The sequence below is a fragment of the Xanthomonas sp. 3307 genome (assembly GCF_014199735.1).
Lineage (GTDB): Bacteria > Pseudomonadota > Gammaproteobacteria > Xanthomonadales > Xanthomonadaceae > Xanthomonas_A > Xanthomonas_A rydalmerensis.
This window is the reverse complement of the sequence record NZ_JACHOG010000006.1, coordinates 277,479-294,952: the sequence shown is the minus strand read 5'-3', so window position 1 is coordinate 294,952 and position 17,474 is coordinate 277,479. Positions and strand designations below refer to the sequence as shown.

At 70.2% G+C, this 17,474-nt stretch carries 12 protein-coding genes; 5 read left to right on the top strand and 7 right to left on the bottom strand.

The window, feature by feature from the left end; translation table 11 throughout:
- Positions 1–14 precede the first annotated feature (14 nt).
- A complete protein-coding gene (locus tag GGR64_RS15845) occupies positions 15–407 on the bottom strand; it encodes a YchJ family metal-binding protein (protein WP_184450441.1) in 393 nt (130 codons plus the stop codon).
- A gap of 96 nt (positions 408–503) precedes the next feature.
- Between GGR64_RS15845 and GGR64_RS15840 the strand changes: the two genes are divergently transcribed.
- Positions 504–1,277 carry a sulfite exporter TauE/SafE family protein gene (locus GGR64_RS15840; RefSeq protein WP_184647016.1) on the top strand — a complete coding sequence of 258 codons (774 nt, stop codon included), beginning with the start codon at positions 504–506 and terminating at the stop codon, positions 1,275–1,277.
- A 95-nt stretch (positions 1,278–1,372) separates the two neighbouring features.
- Here the strand turns inward: GGR64_RS15840 and GGR64_RS15835 are convergent, their stop codons facing one another.
- From GGR64_RS15835 to GGR64_RS15815, 5 genes are all read right to left on the bottom strand, one after another.
- Complete coding sequence (locus tag GGR64_RS15835) at positions 1,373–5,173, bottom strand: SbcC/MukB-like Walker B domain-containing protein (protein WP_184647015.1); 3,801 nt, start codon at positions 5,171–5,173, stop codon at positions 1,373–1,375.
- Between the two features lie 95 nt (positions 5,174–5,268).
- A complete protein-coding gene (locus tag GGR64_RS15830; RefSeq protein WP_184450445.1) occupies positions 5,269–5,952 on the bottom strand; it encodes a DUF4194 domain-containing protein in 684 nt (227 codons plus the stop codon).
- Positions 5,939–7,408: a DUF3375 domain-containing protein gene (locus tag GGR64_RS15825; RefSeq protein WP_019801640.1), complete on the bottom strand. Its 1,470-nt coding sequence runs from the start codon at positions 7,406–7,408 to the stop codon at positions 5,939–5,941. Before GGR64_RS15825 ends, GGR64_RS15830 begins: the two co-directional genes overlap by 14 nt.
- A gap of 31 nt (positions 7,409–7,439) precedes the next feature.
- On the bottom strand, positions 7,440–8,039 hold the full coding sequence (gene folE / locus GGR64_RS15820; protein WP_017909619.1) for a GTP cyclohydrolase I FolE: 600 nt from the start codon (positions 8,037–8,039) through the stop codon (positions 7,440–7,442).
- Between the two features lie 145 nt (positions 8,040–8,184).
- Positions 8,185–9,534, bottom strand: coding sequence for an MFS transporter (locus GGR64_RS15815; protein ID WP_184647013.1), 1,350 nt, complete (start codon positions 9,532–9,534; stop codon positions 8,185–8,187).
- A 542-nt stretch (positions 9,535–10,076) separates the two neighbouring features.
- On the opposite strand from GGR64_RS15815, the gene GGR64_RS15810 reads away from it, so the two are divergent.
- From GGR64_RS15810 to GGR64_RS15795, 4 genes are all read left to right on the top strand, one after another.
- Positions 10,077–12,185 (top strand): methyl-accepting chemotaxis protein, encoded by a 2,109-nt coding sequence (locus GGR64_RS15810; protein ID WP_184647011.1) that lies wholly within the window; start codon positions 10,077–10,079, stop codon positions 12,183–12,185.
- Between the two features lie 232 nt (positions 12,186–12,417).
- The gene (locus GGR64_RS15805; RefSeq protein ID WP_184647010.1) at positions 12,418–13,323 is read left to right on the top strand and encodes a type II toxin-antitoxin system RelE/ParE family toxin; all 906 of its coding nucleotides are present in this window, start codon (positions 12,418–12,420) and stop codon (positions 13,321–13,323) included.
- Between the two features lie 622 nt (positions 13,324–13,945).
- On the top strand, positions 13,946–14,401 hold the full coding sequence (locus tag GGR64_RS15800) for a hypothetical protein (RefSeq protein WP_184647009.1): 456 nt from the start codon (positions 13,946–13,948) through the stop codon (positions 14,399–14,401).
- Between the two features lie 595 nt (positions 14,402–14,996).
- Entirely contained in the window at positions 14,997–16,259 is a 1,263-nt protein-coding gene (locus GGR64_RS15795; RefSeq protein ID WP_184647008.1) for a lipase family protein, read from the top strand.
- A 292-nt stretch (positions 16,260–16,551) separates the two neighbouring features.
- Here GGR64_RS15795 and GGR64_RS15790 read toward each other — a convergent pair whose 3' ends face one another.
- Complete coding sequence (locus GGR64_RS15790; protein WP_184647007.1) at positions 16,552–17,253, bottom strand: DUF2306 domain-containing protein; 702 nt, start codon at positions 17,251–17,253, stop codon at positions 16,552–16,554.
- Positions 17,254–17,474 lie beyond the last annotated feature (221 nt).

The following is a 17,474-nucleotide window of genomic DNA, read 5'->3' as shown; positions in this document are numbered from 1 at the left end:
ACCTGGCCATGGCGTCAGTCCAGCGCGTCCAGGTAATACCAACGCCCGTCCTCGCGCACGAAACGGCTGTGCTCGGTCATGCGCACGGCGCTGCCGCCGCCGATGCGATAGCGCGCCAGGAAGGCGACTTCTGCGCTGTCCGCGCCGGTCTGCAGCACGCGCTGCACGGTAAGGCCGAGCCAGACCGTGCGCGGGTCGATCTCCACCTGCGGCGGGCAGGTCGACGGATGCCAGCTCGCGCGCAGGTAATCGGCATCGCGGCGCACGTAGGCGCTGTAGCGCGAGCGCATCAGGCTTTCGGCATCGGGCGCGGCGGCGCCGGCATGGTACGGCCCGCAGCACTGCGCATAGTCGCGCGGACGGCCGCAGGGGCAGGGATCGGCAAGGCGCGGGGCGGACGGGGGCATGTGCCGATTGTGCCGGCTGCGGCGACCCAGCGCACGCCGCGCACGCGCCGCGGCCGGTGGCGGCTATGCTTGCGGCCCCTTGCGCGGAGCGCCGGCGTGCTCGAGTCGATCCCCACCGAACTGCCCTGGCTGCTGTGCATCGCCTTCGTCGCCGGGCTGGTGGACGCGGCGGTGGGCGGCGGCGGCTTGATCCAGTTGCCCGGGTTGTTCGCGACCTTGCCGCAACAGGCGCCGGCGGTGGTGTTGGGCACCAACAAGTTCAGTTCCATGGCCGGCACCGGCGTCTCCGCCTGGCGCTATGCGCGCCATGTGCGCCTGCCGTGGCGGCCGGTGCTGTACGCGACCGCCGCCGCGTTCGTGTTCGCTTTCCTCGGCGCCACCGCGGTGAGCCTGCTGCCGAAACAGGCGGTGCGGCCGCTGATCCTGGTGCTGCTGATCGCGATGCTGGGCTACACGCTGGTCAAGAAGGACTTCGGCGCGCTGCACCGCCCGCGCCATGTCGGCCGCCGCGAACTGGCGATCGCGCTGGCGATCGGCGCAGCGATCGGCTTCTACGACGGCTTCTTCGGCCCGGGCACCGGCAGCTTCCTGATCTTCCTGTTCATCCGCTTCTTCGGCCTGGATTTCCTGCGCGCGTCGGCCGCGTCGAAGGTGGTCAACCTGGCCACCAACCTGGCGGCGCTGTGCTTCTTCGTGCCCAGCGGCAAGATCCTGCTGGCCGCGGCGGTGCCGATGGCCGTGGCCAACGTGGCCGGTGCGGTGACCGGCACGCGGCTGGCGCTGCGCGGCGGCACGCCGCTGATCCGGCAGTTGTTCCTGGTGCTGGTAGTGGTGCTGATCTGCAAGATGGGCTGGGATTTGCTGCACTGAGTGCCGCGCGCGGCGCTGTACGGTCGCCGCGTCCCTGCCCTGCCGCCGTGCTGGCGAGCGCACGCGCCGATGAGCACGTGCGGCGCCAGCGCGGCTCAGCGGCCGCGGCGTTTGGCGCTCGCGGGAGACACCTTGGGCACCGCCGCCTTGGCCGGCTTCGCAGGTGTGCTGCCTGCGGCGGCTTTCGCGGTCTTCGCCGACGCCGACCGCGTGGCCGGCCGGGTGGCCGTGGACGCAGGTGCCACGGCCGCGGCGGCCTTACGTGATGCCTTCGGGGCCTTGGCCGCAGGTGTCGCGGCAGCGGTGCGGGCGCGTTTGCCGGGCATCGCTGGCGGCGCCTTGCGCGTGGTCGGTGGCTTGGCGGCGCTATCGCGGCCAGCGCGCGCCTTGCCGGACGCGCGCGCCGGCGCGGCGACGTCTGCGACGGGATCCGCGGTTGCGGCAGCAGCCGGCGGCGGCGGCAGATCGGCGCCGGCCTGGTCCACCACCTCGGCCGATTCCACCGCAGGTGTCGTCGCCTCGTTACGGCTGCGCTCGGGCAACTTCAACCGGTGCGCCTGCTCGTCGTATTCGATCAGCAGCACGCCGGAGTTGTGGCGGCCGCTGATCTCGACGAAACAGGCGCCGCCGATGAACGGCTCCAGCGTCATCACCGATTTCAGCGGCGTGGCCACCACCATCTGGAAGCCGAAGTTCTCGAAGATGTTCATCGCCAGCGCGGTGAACTCGTTGTCGGCCTTGTCGAAGGCCTCGTCCAGCACCACCGCGGCGTAGCGCGGCAGTTCGCCGTCCTCGCCGCCGAGCTGGTAGCGCAGCGCCGCGGCCAGGCAGGTGGTGGCCAGCTTCTGGCGCTGGCCGCCGGACTTGCCGGCGCCGCTGCGATAGATCTCCACCTGCGTGCGGCTGTCGGCATCCAGTTCCACGCCGACGAACTCCACGTGCTGGCGCACGTCCAGCACCTGTTCGCGCCAGCGCCGCAGCTCCGGCTCCTGCGCGCCGAGCCGCTGCACCAGGCCGCGCAACATGGCGAACTGCGCCTCGGCCAGCGCGCGGTCCTCGGTCTGCTGATGGCCGAGCACGGCGCGCAACTGCTGCTGGAACTCCTGCACCTCGAGCAGGCGCCGGTCGCTGACCTCGATGGTCAACAGGGTGCCGCGGTTGAACGGCACCTGCTCCAGGCTGGCGTTGACCTCGTCCATGCGCTGCTTGATCGCCTTGTGCGCTTCGGCGGTGTAGCGCTGCAGGGCCAGCAGGTTGTTCTTGCTCTGGGTCTGCAGCAGGTCGAAGAAGCGGCCTTCGTGGCGCGGCAGGCCGTCGCTCTCCAGCCGCTGCAGGCGCGCCAGGAAATCGTCGGCGCTGGCCAGGCTGACGGTGAAGTCGCCGCTGTCCTCCGGCCACTGCTGGCAGTAGCGACGGAAGCAGTCCAGCACCTGCTGGCTCAGCCGCGCGTCCTGCGCCTGGCTCTGCGCCAGTTGTTCGCCGAGGCCGCGCTCGACGCTGCGCAGATGCGCTTCCAGGTTGTCCAGGCTCAACGGCGGCAGCGCCGCCAACCGTGCGTCCAACCCCGCCACCTGCGCCGGGCCGATCACCGCGGTGGCCACGCGCGCGGCGCAGGTCTCGCGCTGCGCTTCCAGGCGCGCGCGCTCGCGGCTCACCTGCGCGCGCTCCAGGCGCACGTCCTCGTAGGTGCGGCGGGCCTGGTCGCGGCGCGCGCGGACGGTGGCGATCTGCTCGCCCAGCGCGCGCAGCGCGGTGTCGCCCTCGCGCAGCTGCAGCAGTTGCTCGGCGATGTCGCTCAGGCGCTGCAGCTTGGGCGCGACGTCGATTTCGTCCCACTCGCGCTCGGCCAGGGTGTGCGCGGCCAGTTGTCGGCCCTGGTCCTGCTCGCGCTGCTTGCGCAGGGCGGCGACGTCGGCATCGCAGGCGGCGATGCGCTGCGCCAGGGTCTGGCCCTCGCGCTCGAAGACCTTGAGCTTGTCGCGGTTGTCGTAGCCGAGCAGCCAGCGCTTGCGGTCGCCGACGGCATGGCGGTCGTCCTTCTCGTAGCGGTCGCCCGGATGCTTGACCTGGCCCTCGCGGGTGATCGCGCGCTCGGCGTCGCGCAGCTGCGCCACGGTGTCCACGCAGGTGTAGTCGAAGCGTCGGGCCAGTTCCTGGCGCAGCCACGGCGCGTAGGCGTGGTCGCGCAACTCCAGCTTACGCAGCAGCGACTTGGCATCGGGCTCGCGGTGCTGCAGCGGCGCATTGTGGCGTACCCGGAAATACACCAGGCGGGTGCCGAGCTGGGTCTTGTTGACCCAGTCGGCAACGCTGGCGTAGTGGCGTTCGTCGACCAGCAGCGACTGCGCGAAGCCGTGCAGCACGCGCTCGATCGCGCCGCGCCAGGCGGCCTGGTCGGCCTCCACCTGCACCAGTTCGCCGACGAACGGCAGGGCCGCTTCGGACAGGCCGGTCTCCGCGCACAGCCGCGCGCGCAGCGCCTGCATCGGCGCGGGAATGCTCGAGGGCGCCTTCAGCAGCGCCTCGATCTCGGTGCGGATGACCGCGAAGCGGCGTTCGTCCTCGCGGCGCTCGGCCATGCGCTCGGCGATTGCCTCGTCCAGGCTGCTGGCCTCGCCGGCGACGCCGTCGCGCAGCGCGCGGGCCTGCGCCACCTGCTCGGCGAAGCCGCTGGCGCTGCCGGCCAGGCCCATGCCGAGCTGGCGGCAGGCCTGTTCGACCTGACTGCGGCGGCGCATGCGCTCGTCACGCTCGCGTTCGACGCGGCCGTGCTCGCGCTCCAGCGCCTCGACCTGCTCGCCGCCTTGCGCGCGCTGCTGCGTCTCCAGTTCGGCCAGGGTCTGCTCGTGGTTGTCCAGTGCTTCGCGGCGCTGCCCTTCCTCGCCGGCCAGGCCGCGGTCCTGGGTGTCCAGTTCCTGCAGGCGCGCGTCCAGCAGCGCCAGGCGGCGCTGCTCGCGGTAGCCGTCGATGCCCAGCTGCAGCTCGCGCAGCTCGCCGACGCCGCGCCGCAACGCCAGCAGTTCGGCGTGGTAGTCGCGCGCCGGGGTCAGGGTCTCCACCTGGCGCCGCGCGGTGACCACCGCGTGGTGCGCGCCGTCGAGTTCGGCGAAGTCCTCGACCAGGCGGTCGGCCGCCTCGAAGGTGCGCGGCTCGTCGAGCATGAAGCTGCGCAGGAAGGCGTTGAGATCGCCCAGGTTCTTCGCCGACTGGGTCTTGTGCAGCAGCCGCAGCGCCATCTCGTTGCCGATGCCGAGCAGGTGGCGGAAGCGCTCGGCGTAGCCGGCAAAGCTGTCGAAGTGGTGCACGTCCTCGCCCAGGCGCAGCTTGAGTCGGCGCAGGTCCAGGTCGAAGCCGTCCAGTTCGGCGGCCACGTCGAAGCCGCGCGGCACCACCATGTAGTGCTTGCGCACGTCGGCCGCGGCGGTGCCGCTGCCGGCGATCCAGAACAGCCGCACCAGGCTCACCGCCTGGCCGTGCGCGTTGCGGTACTCCAGCGCCAAGGCCGACCAGGTCGCGCCCTTGCGCAGGTACTGGGTGGCGATCTCGCCGGAGGCGCTGTCCTGCTGGTCGGCCCAGGCGCCGCGCACGTAGGACACCAGGCTACGGTCGCGCCCGCTTCGCTCGGCCTCGCGCGCGGCGGCGTTGAAGTCGACGATGCTCGGTGGTGTCAGCAGGGCCGACATCGCATCGAGCAGGGTCGACTTGCCCGAACCGGAGCGGCCGACGAACAGGAAACCCTTCTCGGCGATCGGCACGTCGGTGAGGCCGTTGAAGGTGCCCCAGTTGTGCACCTGCAGGCGGCGCATGCGGTACTGCTGCGCGCGTTGCTCGGCCAGGGTCTCGGCGAACAGGGACGGAGCGACGGGGACGGTGGACGATTCGGACAGGGACGTCATCGGGAACTCATCGGAAAACGGGGACGGCCGCCATGGCGGCGAGCGCACGGAGCCGGGGCGGCGCTAGGCGCGGGCGACGCGCGGGCGCAGGCCGGTCATGGCGCCGCCTCGGCCGCGCCGTCGCGCAGGCCGCGGTAGGCCGCCGCCAGCGCCTGCACGTCCTCGGCCGAGAACAGCAGCTTCAGCGCGGGCGAGACTTCGTAACGGTCCTCGCTGCCGCGCAGCTTGGACAGCAGATGGTTGTCGCGCATCTTGGCGATCGCCGCCAGCACCCGCCGGGCGAAGCCGGCGCGGTCGGTGGACACGTTCTTCTCGTACACCGTCAGCACTTCCAGCAGTTGCGCCTCGTCGACCACCGCGCGCTCGCCGCGGGTGTCGGCCTCGGCCAGTTGCTGGCGCAGGAACAGCAGCAGCACCGACTCGATGAAGGTCAGCGGCGCGGTGCGCAGCAGCGCCGGGGTCTCCAGCTCGCCGGTGTCGGCCTGGCGCGCGAATGCCACGCCGCCGTCGCGGTCCAGCACCAACTCCAGGAACAGCTCGCTCAGCACGCGGCGGATCGCCACCTCATGGCGCAGCAACGCCTGCCATAGCGGGCCGTGCCGGTAGGCATCGACGCTAGGGCCGGACAGCAACTGGCACAGCGCGCGGCGCGCTTCCAGCGGCAGGCTGCCGCTGTCGCCGGCGAACAGCGTAGTGCCGGCCTCGGCGGCGGTGGCGGCGGCCGTGGCGACATCGCCGGCATCGGCCTGGTGGCCGTGGAATTCGTCAGACCAGTTCATTGCGTTTTTCCTTGGTGAACCACACCAGCGGGATGCGCGCGCGCCGCACCTGGCCGTCGCCGCCCTCCCATTGCACCGCTTCCCATTCGCCATCGACGACCACGCCGTGGCGGGTGCCCAGCGCCAGGTAGCCGATCACGCTGCCCAGGCCCTGCGCCGCCGGGCGCTGCCGCAGCGCCTCGCCGATGCTCAGCTGCGGCTGCCGGCCGAGCAGGTCGTGCAGGTCGTTGCGCAGGCCGCGCAGATCGATCTCCGACTGCGCCACCAGGTCGCCGACGCTGTCCAGCGAGATCGTCGCCGCCTCGGCCGCCTGCACCCGCCCGTCCACCTGTTGGCTGCGCGGGTCGTGCAGGCGCCACTGCGACAGCGAGCGCAGCCGCGCGCTGCTCAACGGCAGCACGTAACCGGTGGCGGCGGTGGCGTGCAGGTGGTCGCGCAGCTGCAGCGCCTCGCCCTGCGCCTGCTTCAGCAACTGGTTGAGCCGGCGCTGCTCCAGGTAGCCGCGGCTCTGCACGAACCCGCGCAGGCTGCGTGCGAAATGCTGCATCACCTCGTGCACCTGGCCGCCGCGTTCGAGCAGGGTGCCGGTGAGCCCGCGCAGGAAGGCGCGTTCGTGTCGGTCCAGGCGGCGGGCGAAGCCGCGCGCCAGCAGCGCCTCCAGCGCCGCGTCCAGTTGCACGCTCTGCTCGGCGTCGTTAAGCAGGCTCCAGAACGCCTGGAAACTGCGCCCGGCCTCGCTCTCGCCGATCACGTCGATGCCGGCGAACAGCTTCTCCAGCACGTCGCCGCGCGCGCCCTCGTCGTCGATGATGCGCTCGCGGAACTCGCGGTTGAGCCGTTCGAAATCGTCGCGGACGCGGCGGAAATCCTCGGTCAGGTCGTCGGACAGGCGGATGATGTCGCGGGTGCGTTCCAGCGCGCGCTTGCCGTCCAGCGCGGCCAGCTTGCCGGCGGCCACGCGCTCGATCTCCGCGTCCAGGCGCTCGCGCTCGGCGCGCAGCGCGGCCAGGCGCGCGTCCGGATCGGTCTCGGTCTGCCCGGCCAGTTGCACCAGTTGCTGGATCACCAGCGACAGCCGGCTCTCGGTGGCCACGCTGGCGCTGTCGCGCACGCCAGCGATGAAGCGGATCGCCTGCGCCGCCTGCCGCGACAGTTCGTATTCTTCCTGCGCATCGCCCTCGGGCAGGCGCCGCTCCAGCCAGCCCTGCGCCAGCCAGTGCGCCACGTAGGCCTGCGCGGTGCGCGGCAGTTCGCGCGACAGCTCGTCGTCCTTCAGCGCATCGAGCTGGCGCTGCAGGCGCTCGTGCAGCACGTCGGCCGGCAGCCGCCGCTGGGCGTCGCCGAGCAGGGTCTGCAGCAGGCCGATCAGCTCCGGGGCATGGTCGGCGGCGAGCAGCTTCCACAACGGCTGTTCGCGCAACTGGCGATAGCCGGCGATCCGGACATGCGGCTTCATGCAGGAACCGACCGCCACCGCATCCGCAGACTCAGCGCACGCGCTCGATGAAGCGCAGGAACTCGGCGCGGGTACGCGCGTCCTCGCGGAAGGTGCCGAGCATCTTCGAGGTGACCATGCTGACGCCGCGCTTGTGGATGCCGCGGGTGGTCATGCACTCGTGCGCGCCTTCCACCACCACGCCCACGCCCAGCGGCTGCAGCACGTCCTGGATGCACTGGGCGATCTGTGCGGTCATCTTCTCCTGCACCTGGAAGCGCCGCGCATAGGCCTCGACCACGCGCGCCAGCTTGCTGATGCCCACCACCTTGCCGCGCGGCAGGTAGCCGACGTGGACCTTGCCGATGATCGGCGCCATGTGGTGCTCGCAGTGGCTTTCGTACTCGATGTCGCGCAACACGATCAGTTCGTCGTAGCCGGCCACTTCCTCGAAGGTGCGCAGCAGGTACTCGCGCGGGTCGGCGCGGTAGCCGCTGAACCAGTCGCCATAGGCTTCGGCCACGCGCCGCGGGGTGTCCAGCAAGCCCTCGCGGGTGGGGTCTTCGCCGGCCCAGCGCAACAAGGTGCGCACTGCGTCTTCGGCCTGCGCCTGGGTCACCGGGGGAGTGGAGCTATTGTCGGAATCGGCCATGGGGGAACGCCCGTGAGGGGGCTGCATGGTACCCGAGTCGCCCGGCAGCCGCCGCATGGCGGCCCCCGCGTGGCGGGGCGACCCGGCCGCAACCGGGTGCGCCGTTCAGCGTCCATCTGCAGTGCCCGGGCCGACGCGGCGCCGGTCAGCGCGAACGCGTCCGCATCTCGCCCTCGTGGTCGAGCCAGTTGGACCCCTTGTTGGTCAGGAAGAACATGTACACCACCAGCGACACCGCGATCACCGCCGTGGCATACCAGACGAAGGTGGTGACATGGCCGGTCTTCAGCGAGGCCTGGTACAGCAGCGGCGCGGTGCCGCCGAAGGCCGAATTGGCCAGCGCATAGCCCAGGCCCACACCCAGCGCGCGGATGTGGGTGGGAAACAACTCGGCCTTCACCACCGCGTTGATCGAGGTGTAGCCGGTGAGGATGACGAAGCCGGCGGTGAGGATCGCGAACGCGCTCAGCCAGTCGCTCTGCCTGGGCAGTTCCAGCACCAGGAACCAGGTATAGAGCACGCCGCCGATGCCGAAGAACACCAGCAGGGTCTTGCGCCCGATGATGTCCGACAGCCAACCGCCCACCGGCTGCATCAGCATCAGCACGATCAGCGCGACCAGGTTGATGATGGTGCCGGCCATCAGGTCGTCGCCGGCGAAGGCGGTCTGGATCATCTTCGGCCCGGTCACCGAGTAGGTGTAGAACGCCACGGTACCGCCAGCGGTGATCAGGAAGCACAGCAGCAGCGGGCGCCACTGGTGCACGAACAGCTCGCGCAGCGAGCCGGAGGACGTGTCCTTGCCCTGCTTGGCCGCGGCGATGGACTCGGCCGTCAGCGACTCGTCCATCGTGCGGCGCAGCCAGAACACCACCAGCGCGCCGATGCCGCCCAGGCCGAAGGCCACGCGCCAACCCCATTCGGAGACCTGGCCCTTGTCGAAGAAATGCAGCATTCCCAGCAGCACCGCTTGCGCCAGCACGTGGCCGCCGACCAGGGTGACGTAGTGGAACGAGGACAGGAAGCCGCGCCGCCCGGGAATCGCCGCCTCGGACATGTAGGTGGCGCTGGTGCCGTATTCGCCGCCGGTGGCGAAACCCTGCAGCAGCCGCGCCAGCAGCAGTACCGCCGCCGCCCCGCTGCCGATGCTGGCCACGGTCGGCGTCACCGCGATCAGGAACGAACAGGCGGCCATCACCGACACCGACACCGTCAGCGCCAGGCGGCGACCGTAGCGGTCGGCGAAGCGGCCGAAGTACCAGGCGCCGATCGGCCGCATCAGGAAGGTCACCGCGAAGATCGCCCACACGTACAACGTGGCGTTCTTGTCCTCCTTGGAGAAGAACTGCGACTCGAAGTAGGTGGCGAACACCGAATAGACATAGACGTCGTACCACTCCACCAGATTGCCGGCCGAGCCCTTGAGCGTGTTGGACACCGAGCGGCGCAGGCTGCCCGGTGCGGCGGCGGCGGACGAAGAGGTGGATGCACTCATGCGGCGGGCCTCGTGGATGGACGTCACGGAGTATAGGCACACACGTGCGAGGATCCTGTCGCGGCAGCGCGTGTGCCAGGCGCGCGCCTCATTGTGCCTGCGGCGCAGCGAATGCCTTGCCGTACCTGCCCGAGCGATCGGAGCGGTAGACCCGGCGCTTGTCCGCGGCAAGCATGTCGCAAGTGCTGGAGATGCGCTTGACCTGTGCCTGCGCCTGCTTGCCGCGCCGATCCAGAACACCGTGCCACGGCGGTCGATATGTTCCAGGCGGCGCGAGCCGGGCCGTGCCGGTCGCCGCCGCGCCGCGCACGGCCTGACGTGGCCGGCGGCCATCGCCACGCAGACAGGCACCCCATCACGTTCCCCGCACTGCGCCGCCGGCGCCCAGGCCCCATCCCTTCAGTTCGACCGGGCAACGCCGCTATCCATGCGCCGGCCCGGGGACCAGCGCCCTGCGCGCGTCACGCGGGCGCAGGCAACCTGCCTGCCCGTCCGCCGTCACCTACCGTCATCCCTCTTCCTTCCCCCATTCCCCCGATCCCATGCACGCCCTTTCGAATCTGCGCATCGGCCAGCGCCTCGCGCTCGGCTTCCTCACCCTCATCGTGCTGATGGTCCTGCTCACCGTGGTCGGCATCCAGCGCGTGCACAGCATCGATCGGCGGCTCACCGCGATCAACGAGGTCAACAGCGTCAAGCAGCGCTACGCCATCAACTTCCGCGGCAGCGTCCACGACCGCGCCATCGCCTTGCGCGACGTGGTGCTGCTGGACGATGCCGCCGGCCGACAGGCGACCGAGCAGACCATCGACAAGCTGGCCGGCGACTACGCGCGTGCCGCGCAGCCGCTCGACGCCCTGCTCGCCGCCTCTACCGACGCCCAGGAGAAAGCCATCCTGCAGCGCATCCAGGGCATCGAACAGCGCACCATGCCGCTGATCGCGCAGGTCCGACGGTTGCGCGATGCCGGCGACACCGTGCAGGCGCAGGCGCTGCTGCTGCAGCAGGCGCGCCCGGCCTTCGTCGACTGGCTGGCCAGCATCAACGCCTTCATCGACCTGCAGGAAGCCAAGAACCGCCAGGCCGCCAAGGAGGCGATGGCCACCGCGCGCGGTTTCGCCCTGCTGATGATCGGCTGCACCGTGCTGGCGCTGCTGCTGGGCTCGCTGATCGCCCTGTTGCTCACCCGCCGCGTGGTGCGCCCGCTGCGGCAGGCGCTGGGCCTGGCCGAGCGCATCGGCGCCGGCGACCTGAGCAGCCCGGACACCGCCACCACCCACGACGAGGCCGGGCAGTTGCTGCGCGCCATGCAGCAGATGCAGCGGCGCCTGCACGAGGTGATTTCCGCACAGCGCGAGATGGCCGCGCGCCACGACGCCGGCGCCATCAGCTATCGCATGGACGCGCAACGCTTCCCCGGCGAGTACGGGCGCATGGTCGCCGACACCAATGCCCTGGTCGATGCGCACGTGCAGACCCAGCTGCGCATCACCGAGGTGATGGGCCGCTACGCCATCGGCGACCTCAGCCAGGACATCGCCCGCTATCCCGGCGAGAAAGCCGCGATCACCGCGGCGATGCAGCAGGTCAAGCAGAACCTGCACGCCATCAACGTGCAGATCCAGACCCTGGCCGAAGCCGCCTGCGCCGGCAATTTCGCCCACCGCGGCCAGCCGGAGAAGTTCGAGCACGCCTTCCGCACCATGGTCGAGAACCTCGACACCATGATGGCCACCGCCGACGCCAACCTGGCCAAGTTCTCCGCGCTGCTGCGCTGCATCGCCGACGGCGACCTCACCGTGCGCATGAGCGGCAACTTCCACGGCGTGTTCGCCGCCATGCGCGACGACGCCAACAGCACCGTGCACCGCCTGACCGACATCGTCGCGCACATCCAGCGCACCACCAACAGCATCGGCTTCGCCGCCGAGGACATCGCCAGCGGCAACCAGGAGCTGGCCAAGCGCAGCGAACAGCAGGCCGCCAGCCTGGAAGAGACCGCCGCCTCGATGGAGGAACTGACCTCCACGGTGAAGCAGAACGCCGAGCACGCCCAGCGCGCCAACCAGCTGGCACTGGGCGCGGCCGGCGTGGCCAGCGAAGGCCGCGACGTGGTGGGCCAGGTGGTGGAGACCATGGATGGCATCCAGGCCGCCTCCAAGCGCATCGCCGACATCATCGCGGTGATCGACGGCATCGCCTTCCAGACCAACATCCTCGCCCTCAACGCCGCGGTGGAAGCCGCGCGCGCCGGCGAGCAGGGCAAGGGCTTCGCGGTGGTGGCCGCGGAGGTCGGCACGCTCGCGCATCGTTCGGCCGGCGCCGCCAAGGAGATCAAGACCCTGATCGACGACTCGGTGCAACGCGTCGCCCACGGCGCCACGCTGGTGCACCAGGCCGGCGCCACCATGGACCAGGTGGTGGCCAGCGTGCAGCACGTCACCGACCTCATGGGGCAGATCTCCGCCGCCTCGCACGAGCAGGCCAACGGCATCGCGCAGGTCAACCAGACCATCGCGCGCATGGACGAGACCACCCAGCAGAACGTGGCGCTGGTGGAAGAAGCCAGCACCGCGGCGCGCTCGCTGGAGGAGCAGTCGGCGCAGCTCACCCAGGCGGTGGAAGTGTTCAAGGTCGGCGCCTACGTCTGACCTGCGGGCGCCGCGCCGCCGCGTTTCCCACGCCGGTTCGCGGCGCGGGCGACCGGCGGCGGCCGTGGGCCGGCAGCGACCCAGCGCGTGAACGGCAGGTGTCGGCCGATGCCGGCCGTCGCATCGGCTGCCATGGCCGTTGCCGGCGCAGGCGGTACGATGGCGCTCTCCCACGTTCGCCCCCTCCCCGGAACCGCATGAAGGCTGGCCTCCCCGACGGCGCCGCGACGGCATGAGCCGCGCGTCGCACCGCGCGCCCGTCGCCGCCGAGACCCGCAGCGAGCGCTGGCAGCGCTGGATCGCCTGGGTGCTCAGCGCGCTGCTGCACGTGCTGATGGCGCTCGCCCTGCTGTATGCGGCCAAGCCCACCATGTCCACGCCGCAGGGCGCGGCCGGCGGCAGCCGGATCCGCGTGGACTTCCTCGGCGAAAGCGACAAACCGGCGAAGCCGCTGCCACCGAAGCCGACCCCGCCGCCGGCCTCCGCCGCGCCCAAGCGCCGCCACGCCACCACCACCGTGCAATCCACCCTGGTCGCCCAGTCCGACGACCCGGTGCCGCCGCCCGATCGCGCCGACACGCCGAAAGCGACCGACACCCCGCGGACCGCCCCGGTGCCGCAGCCGCGCCCGGCACCGCCAGCGCCCACCCCGCCCGCGGACGCCCCGGCGCCGAGTCCGGCGCAGACCGCCGACAGCAATCCGCCGCCGCCGACCGAGCGCCGCCCGCAGACCTGGACCGGGCGCCCGCCCGGCGCGCTCGACACCGACACCGCGCCGGACAACAGCGGCCTGGCCGCCGGCCCCGGCAGCCGCGGCAACCGCCATGACATGGACGCGGCCCAACCCAGCCTGGAGGTCGGCGGCTACCTGGTCTATTACGACCTGGGCAGCGAGAGCCAACTGCGCGCCTGGCAGCAGCAGGGCATGAAGGAGCTTTTCATCCTGCTGCCGGGCACCGAGTACCGCATGGTCTGCCCGCTGGAGATCGCCCTGACCCGTGGCTCCGGCAAGTGCCGCGCACTGCCGCCGGACTCGCCGGAACTCAAGGGCATCGGCGACGCCCGCCAGGTCATCACCATGCTGCAGGTCTACCACCAGGGCGAACTGGTCTGGCGTGGGCCGGGGCCGTATCGCTGAGCTGGTGTGCGCGGGAGATCGGTGCGTCCACCTGACTGCAGTCGGGACTGAAGTCCCTCCCACAAGAAGTGGCCAGCCTTCAGCGCGGCCGTCAGCATTTGCCGGAGACACAGGCGTTGCCCCTGTAGGAGCGGCTTCAGCCGCGACGAGCGAAGCCAGTGGGCTATCCGATCCCACTGCAGTCGGGACTGAAATCCCTCCGACAAGGGATTGCCGGCCTTCAGCGTGGCCGTCAGCATTCGCCGGAGACACAGGCGTTGTCCCTGTAGGAGCGGCTTCAGCCGCGACGAGCGAAGCCAGTGGGCTATCCGATCCCACTGCAGTCGGGACTGAAGTCCCTCTACAACGGATTGCCGGCCTTCGGCGATGCCGCCAGCGCTTGCGCAAGACATCAGGCGATGCGCCGACTGTAGGCATGGGGTTAACCGCGACGCAGGCGATGCGAGACGAAGGCGGGGCACGGCTCCGCATCCGCAACAGTCACCGTCCACACCCTCACGCCCGCTTTGCATTCGCCGCCGGCACCGTTGCTAGAGTCGGCCCGCGCCGCCGCGGCCGCCGGTTCCCCGCCTTGCAGGGACCGCCAGGCCCGGCGTCTTTCCTCCATTGAAGGAGTCTCGACATGCCCTGGAAATTCCCTCTTGCAACGCTCACCCTCGCCGCCGTCGCCCTACCCGCGCTGGCCCAGTCCGACCGACAGGTGGCCGAGGACATGCTGACCCGCTCGGCCAACGTCTGCCCCGGCCACAGCACCGATCGCACCTCACCGACGGTGAAGGCCGTGCCGGTGGGCGCGCTGCGGGTGATGCTCGACCGCGGCCTGGTGATGTGCCCCGACCGGCGCCTGGACGCCGCCGCGCCCGCCGTGTTCTACGGCAGGCTCGGCGTATTCGCCTGGAACCCCGAAGTCGCCGCCGGCTCCAGCGTGATCGTCAAGCAGATCGATGCGATGACCCGCAAGGACGAATACCCGTCCGAAACCCTGGTATGGGACGCCAAGGGCACGCCGCTGAAGCAGCAAACGGTGCCCGCGTTCGAACCCAAGCCCGGTGCCACCGTGCTGTATCAGGTGCGCTGACCCTGTTCCGCTGGCCCCGTGCAGGGCCAGCAACATCGACCGTAGCCGGCGCGACCCCGCAGGGTCCGCCGGCTTTTTTGCGCCACATGTTGCTCGTCGCGGCCGAATGGCAACGAACAAGACCCGCTGTGTCGTGCACGACATCGACCATGTCCTGCTTATGTCCTGTCACCACCCACTTCGCCCCAGCATCGGACAGCGATCGACAAAGCACAGGCGATTATCTCGAGTCGCGGCCCGATTAATCTTAAAATCAAGATTATTAACTTCTGAAAAGTCCGCTTCAGAAGCGTAGACAAATGATCGCAACGTGCGTGCAGCCAGCCGAAACAGTCGAATTCGGCTGGATTCCTGCGAAACCATGCGGATGTTTCATCCTTTCCTCGTCGCCACTGTGGCATAGCGCACGTCGCCGCATCGATGCATCGCTGGGTTTTCCAGCGCGATGTGTCGCGTAATGCCGCCGCGTGCGATGCGAATCAATACCGCAGATAAATATTATCTCCGCGTGTCGCGAAAATAATGCAGGCGACATAGTAGCGTCTGCGCCCTCCCCCACCCCCGGGCGACCGGGATTCAACACGAGGATGTTTCCATGGCCACACAGCGGAATCGGCTGGCGCTGCGCGCACTTTCCCTCATCGGCATTGCGGGCGCATTGCTCCCCCTGGCCGCATCGGCGGCGCCAGCGCGCGGCACCGTGCTCAAGAGCAACGTCCTGACCAGCTACACCCGCCAGGCGATCGGCACGCTGCTGGCCAACGCCCAGTCCAGCGACCAGGCCAAGTGCGACGTGCGCGTGGCCGAGTTCACCTACGCCACCATCGGCGTCGATGGCGAACCCACCACCGCCTCGGCGGCGCTGCTGGTGCCGGGCGGCAGCCAGTGCCCCGGTCCGTTCCCGCTGGTGAGCTACAGCCAGGGCACCGAGTCGCAGCGCCGCGCCGAACAAGCCAAGGAAATCCGCGACGACAAGGGCGACGACACCATGGTCACCCACCTCGCCACCCAGGGCTACGTGGTGGTGAGCAGCGACTACCTCGGCATCGGCCAGTCCACCTATGCGTTCCACCCCTACCTCCACGCCGCGTCCGAGGCCAGTGCCACCATCGATGCGATGCGTGCCGCGCGCCAGGTGCTGCAGCGGCTCAACACCCCGCTGTCGGGCAAGGTCATGCTGACCGGCTTCTCGCAGGGCGGGCATGCCGCCATGGCCACCCAGCGCGAGATCGAAGCGCACCTGTCCAACGAGTTCGACCTGGTCGCCAGCGCGCCGATCTCCGGCCCGTATGCGCTCAGCCAGACCTTCCGCGACAGCTGGAGCGGCCGCAACGCCGTGGGCGAGAACACCTTCGGCATCGTCCTGGCCAGTTACGCCATCGTCGGCATGCAGCACACCTACAAGAACCTCTACCTCGACCCGTCGCAGGTGTTCCAGGATCCGTGGGCCAAGCAGGTGGAGAAGCTGTTCCCCGGCAACCAGAGCCTGACCGACCTGGTGCTCGGCGAGACCCTGCCCGGCGTGGACAAGATCCGCCAGTACTTCCAGCCCGGCTTCTACAAGGACTTCGCCAGCAACGCCAACGATCCGTTCCTGCGCGACCTGGAGCGCAACGACCTGCTCGACTGGGCGCCGCGCACCCCGACCCTGCTGTGCGGTTCGGACAACGACGCCACCGTGCCGCTGAAGAACGCCACCACCGCCATCGCCGCGTTCAAGGCGCGCGGCAGCAACCAGGCGACCGTGCTCGACCTGGGCAACGGCAAGCCCAGCGACAACAGCGCGGTGGAGCACCTGCTGACCGAAGACGCCTGCGCCGTGGCCGTGCGCCAGCAACTGTTCGACAAGCTTCGCTGAGGTCGCGGCGGACGACAACGCAGGCGCACTCCCTCCCCCGGCGCCTGCGATCGTCCGTCCCGCTGGCTGCCACGCCTGGGCGCAGGCGTGGCAGTGTTTTTTGTGCGGTGCGAGTGCGGCACGACCTTCATGCCGATGCTGACGACGGCGTTGGCCGCGCGTTGTGCGGAGCTGCGCGACAGCGCGTGCGCGAGCGCTGGCGCACCCGATTCAGGTCAGGAATGACGGCAGATCGGCGTGGCTGCCGGCAGCGGTCATCGCAGGCCGGCACACGTCCCCGGGCACCTGGGCATCATCCCGCGCCGAGACCGGCTCCACGCGGCACGATCGACACCTGCGTTCGTCGACCCCGCGCATCGGCAACCGCGCGACCCACGCCATACACCGACAACGGCACCACCCAACTGGCCCACAGCAGCAGCGCGATCAAGCCCGGCGACGGCGTCAGGCCCAGGCCGATCGCCGACGGCAACGCCAAGCGGAACACCACCGGCGCCAGCGTCGCCAGATAGGCCCGCACCATCCAGCGCTGGTGCCGCAGCACCTGCCCACGCCAGATCGCCATCAACCCGACCGACCCGGTGACCAGCCACGCCAGCGCCGTGGCCGCGAACGCCACCCGGATCGAAGGCGGCGCCGGCGAGGTCGCGATCAGCCCCACCACTCCGATCATCGCCACCACCATCCCAACGAAATACACCCGCCCCACCCAACGATGCAGCCGCGGCAAGCGCCGCCACCGCTGCGTCGCGAACTGCAGCGCCCCCAGCAAAAGGCCGACCGCCCCGCCACCAAGATGGCACCACAGCCACCCGCGGCGGGTCATGAACATCGCATAGGCCGGCGACTGCAGCGAGGCGTACTTCAGATACACCGAGTGCACGAATTCCGCGGCCAACAAGGCCAGGGCGAGCCAGAGCAGCCACCAAGCCAGGCGCACGATTGGCGTGGTGCTTGGTGCCGCAATGTGGCGGCGCGTCAGCTCGCTGTTCATTCCCTGCTCCAGGCTGTGCCGGACCCTCGGCAGCGCGACGCTAGCATGGAAGTCTCGGCGTCACGGAAGGCGGCGCCGGGCGGCAGACGGGAATGTCTGCGAGCGCTGCGGCACACGCAACACCGTCCATCAGCGCGAGCGATCCGGTTACCGGCCGCGAAGCCAACGCACGTACCGTTAGTGCGAACGGAGTCTCGATTTGTAGACGACAGGGTTAACAG

Bases quoted from the DNA above. Each gene is read 5' to 3' on its own strand.
- GGR64_RS15845 (WP_184450441.1), bottom strand. From the start codon at position 407: ATGCCCCCGTCCGCCCCGCGCCTTGCCGATCCCTGCCCCTGCGGCCGT.
- GGR64_RS15835 (WP_184647015.1), bottom strand. From the start codon at position 5,173: ATGACGTCCCTGTCCGAATCGTCCACCGTCCCCGTCGCTCCGTCCCTG.
- GGR64_RS15830 (WP_184450445.1), bottom strand. From the start codon at position 5,952: ATGAACTGGTCTGACGAATTCCACGGCCACCAGGCCGATGCCGGCGAT.
- GGR64_RS15825 (WP_019801640.1), bottom strand. From the start codon at position 7,408: ATGAAGCCGCATGTCCGGATCGCCGGCTATCGCCAGTTGCGCGAACAG.
- folE (WP_017909619.1), bottom strand. From the start codon at position 8,039: ATGGCCGATTCCGACAATAGCTCCACTCCCCCGGTGACCCAGGCGCAG.
- GGR64_RS15815 (WP_184647013.1), bottom strand. From the start codon at position 9,534: ATGAGTGCATCCACCTCTTCGTCCGCCGCCGCCGCACCGGGCAGCCTG.
- GGR64_RS15810 (WP_184647011.1), top strand. From the start codon at position 10,077: ATGCACGCCCTTTCGAATCTGCGCATCGGCCAGCGCCTCGCGCTCGGC.
- GGR64_RS15805 (WP_184647010.1), top strand. From the start codon at position 12,418: ATGAGCCGCGCGTCGCACCGCGCGCCCGTCGCCGCCGAGACCCGCAGC.
- GGR64_RS15800 (WP_184647009.1), top strand. From the start codon at position 13,946: ATGCCCTGGAAATTCCCTCTTGCAACGCTCACCCTCGCCGCCGTCGCC.
- GGR64_RS15795 (WP_184647008.1), top strand. From the start codon at position 14,997: ATGGCCACACAGCGGAATCGGCTGGCGCTGCGCGCACTTTCCCTCATC.
- GGR64_RS15790 (WP_184647007.1), bottom strand. From the start codon at position 17,253: ATGAACAGCGAGCTGACGCGCCGCCACATTGCGGCACCAAGCACCACG.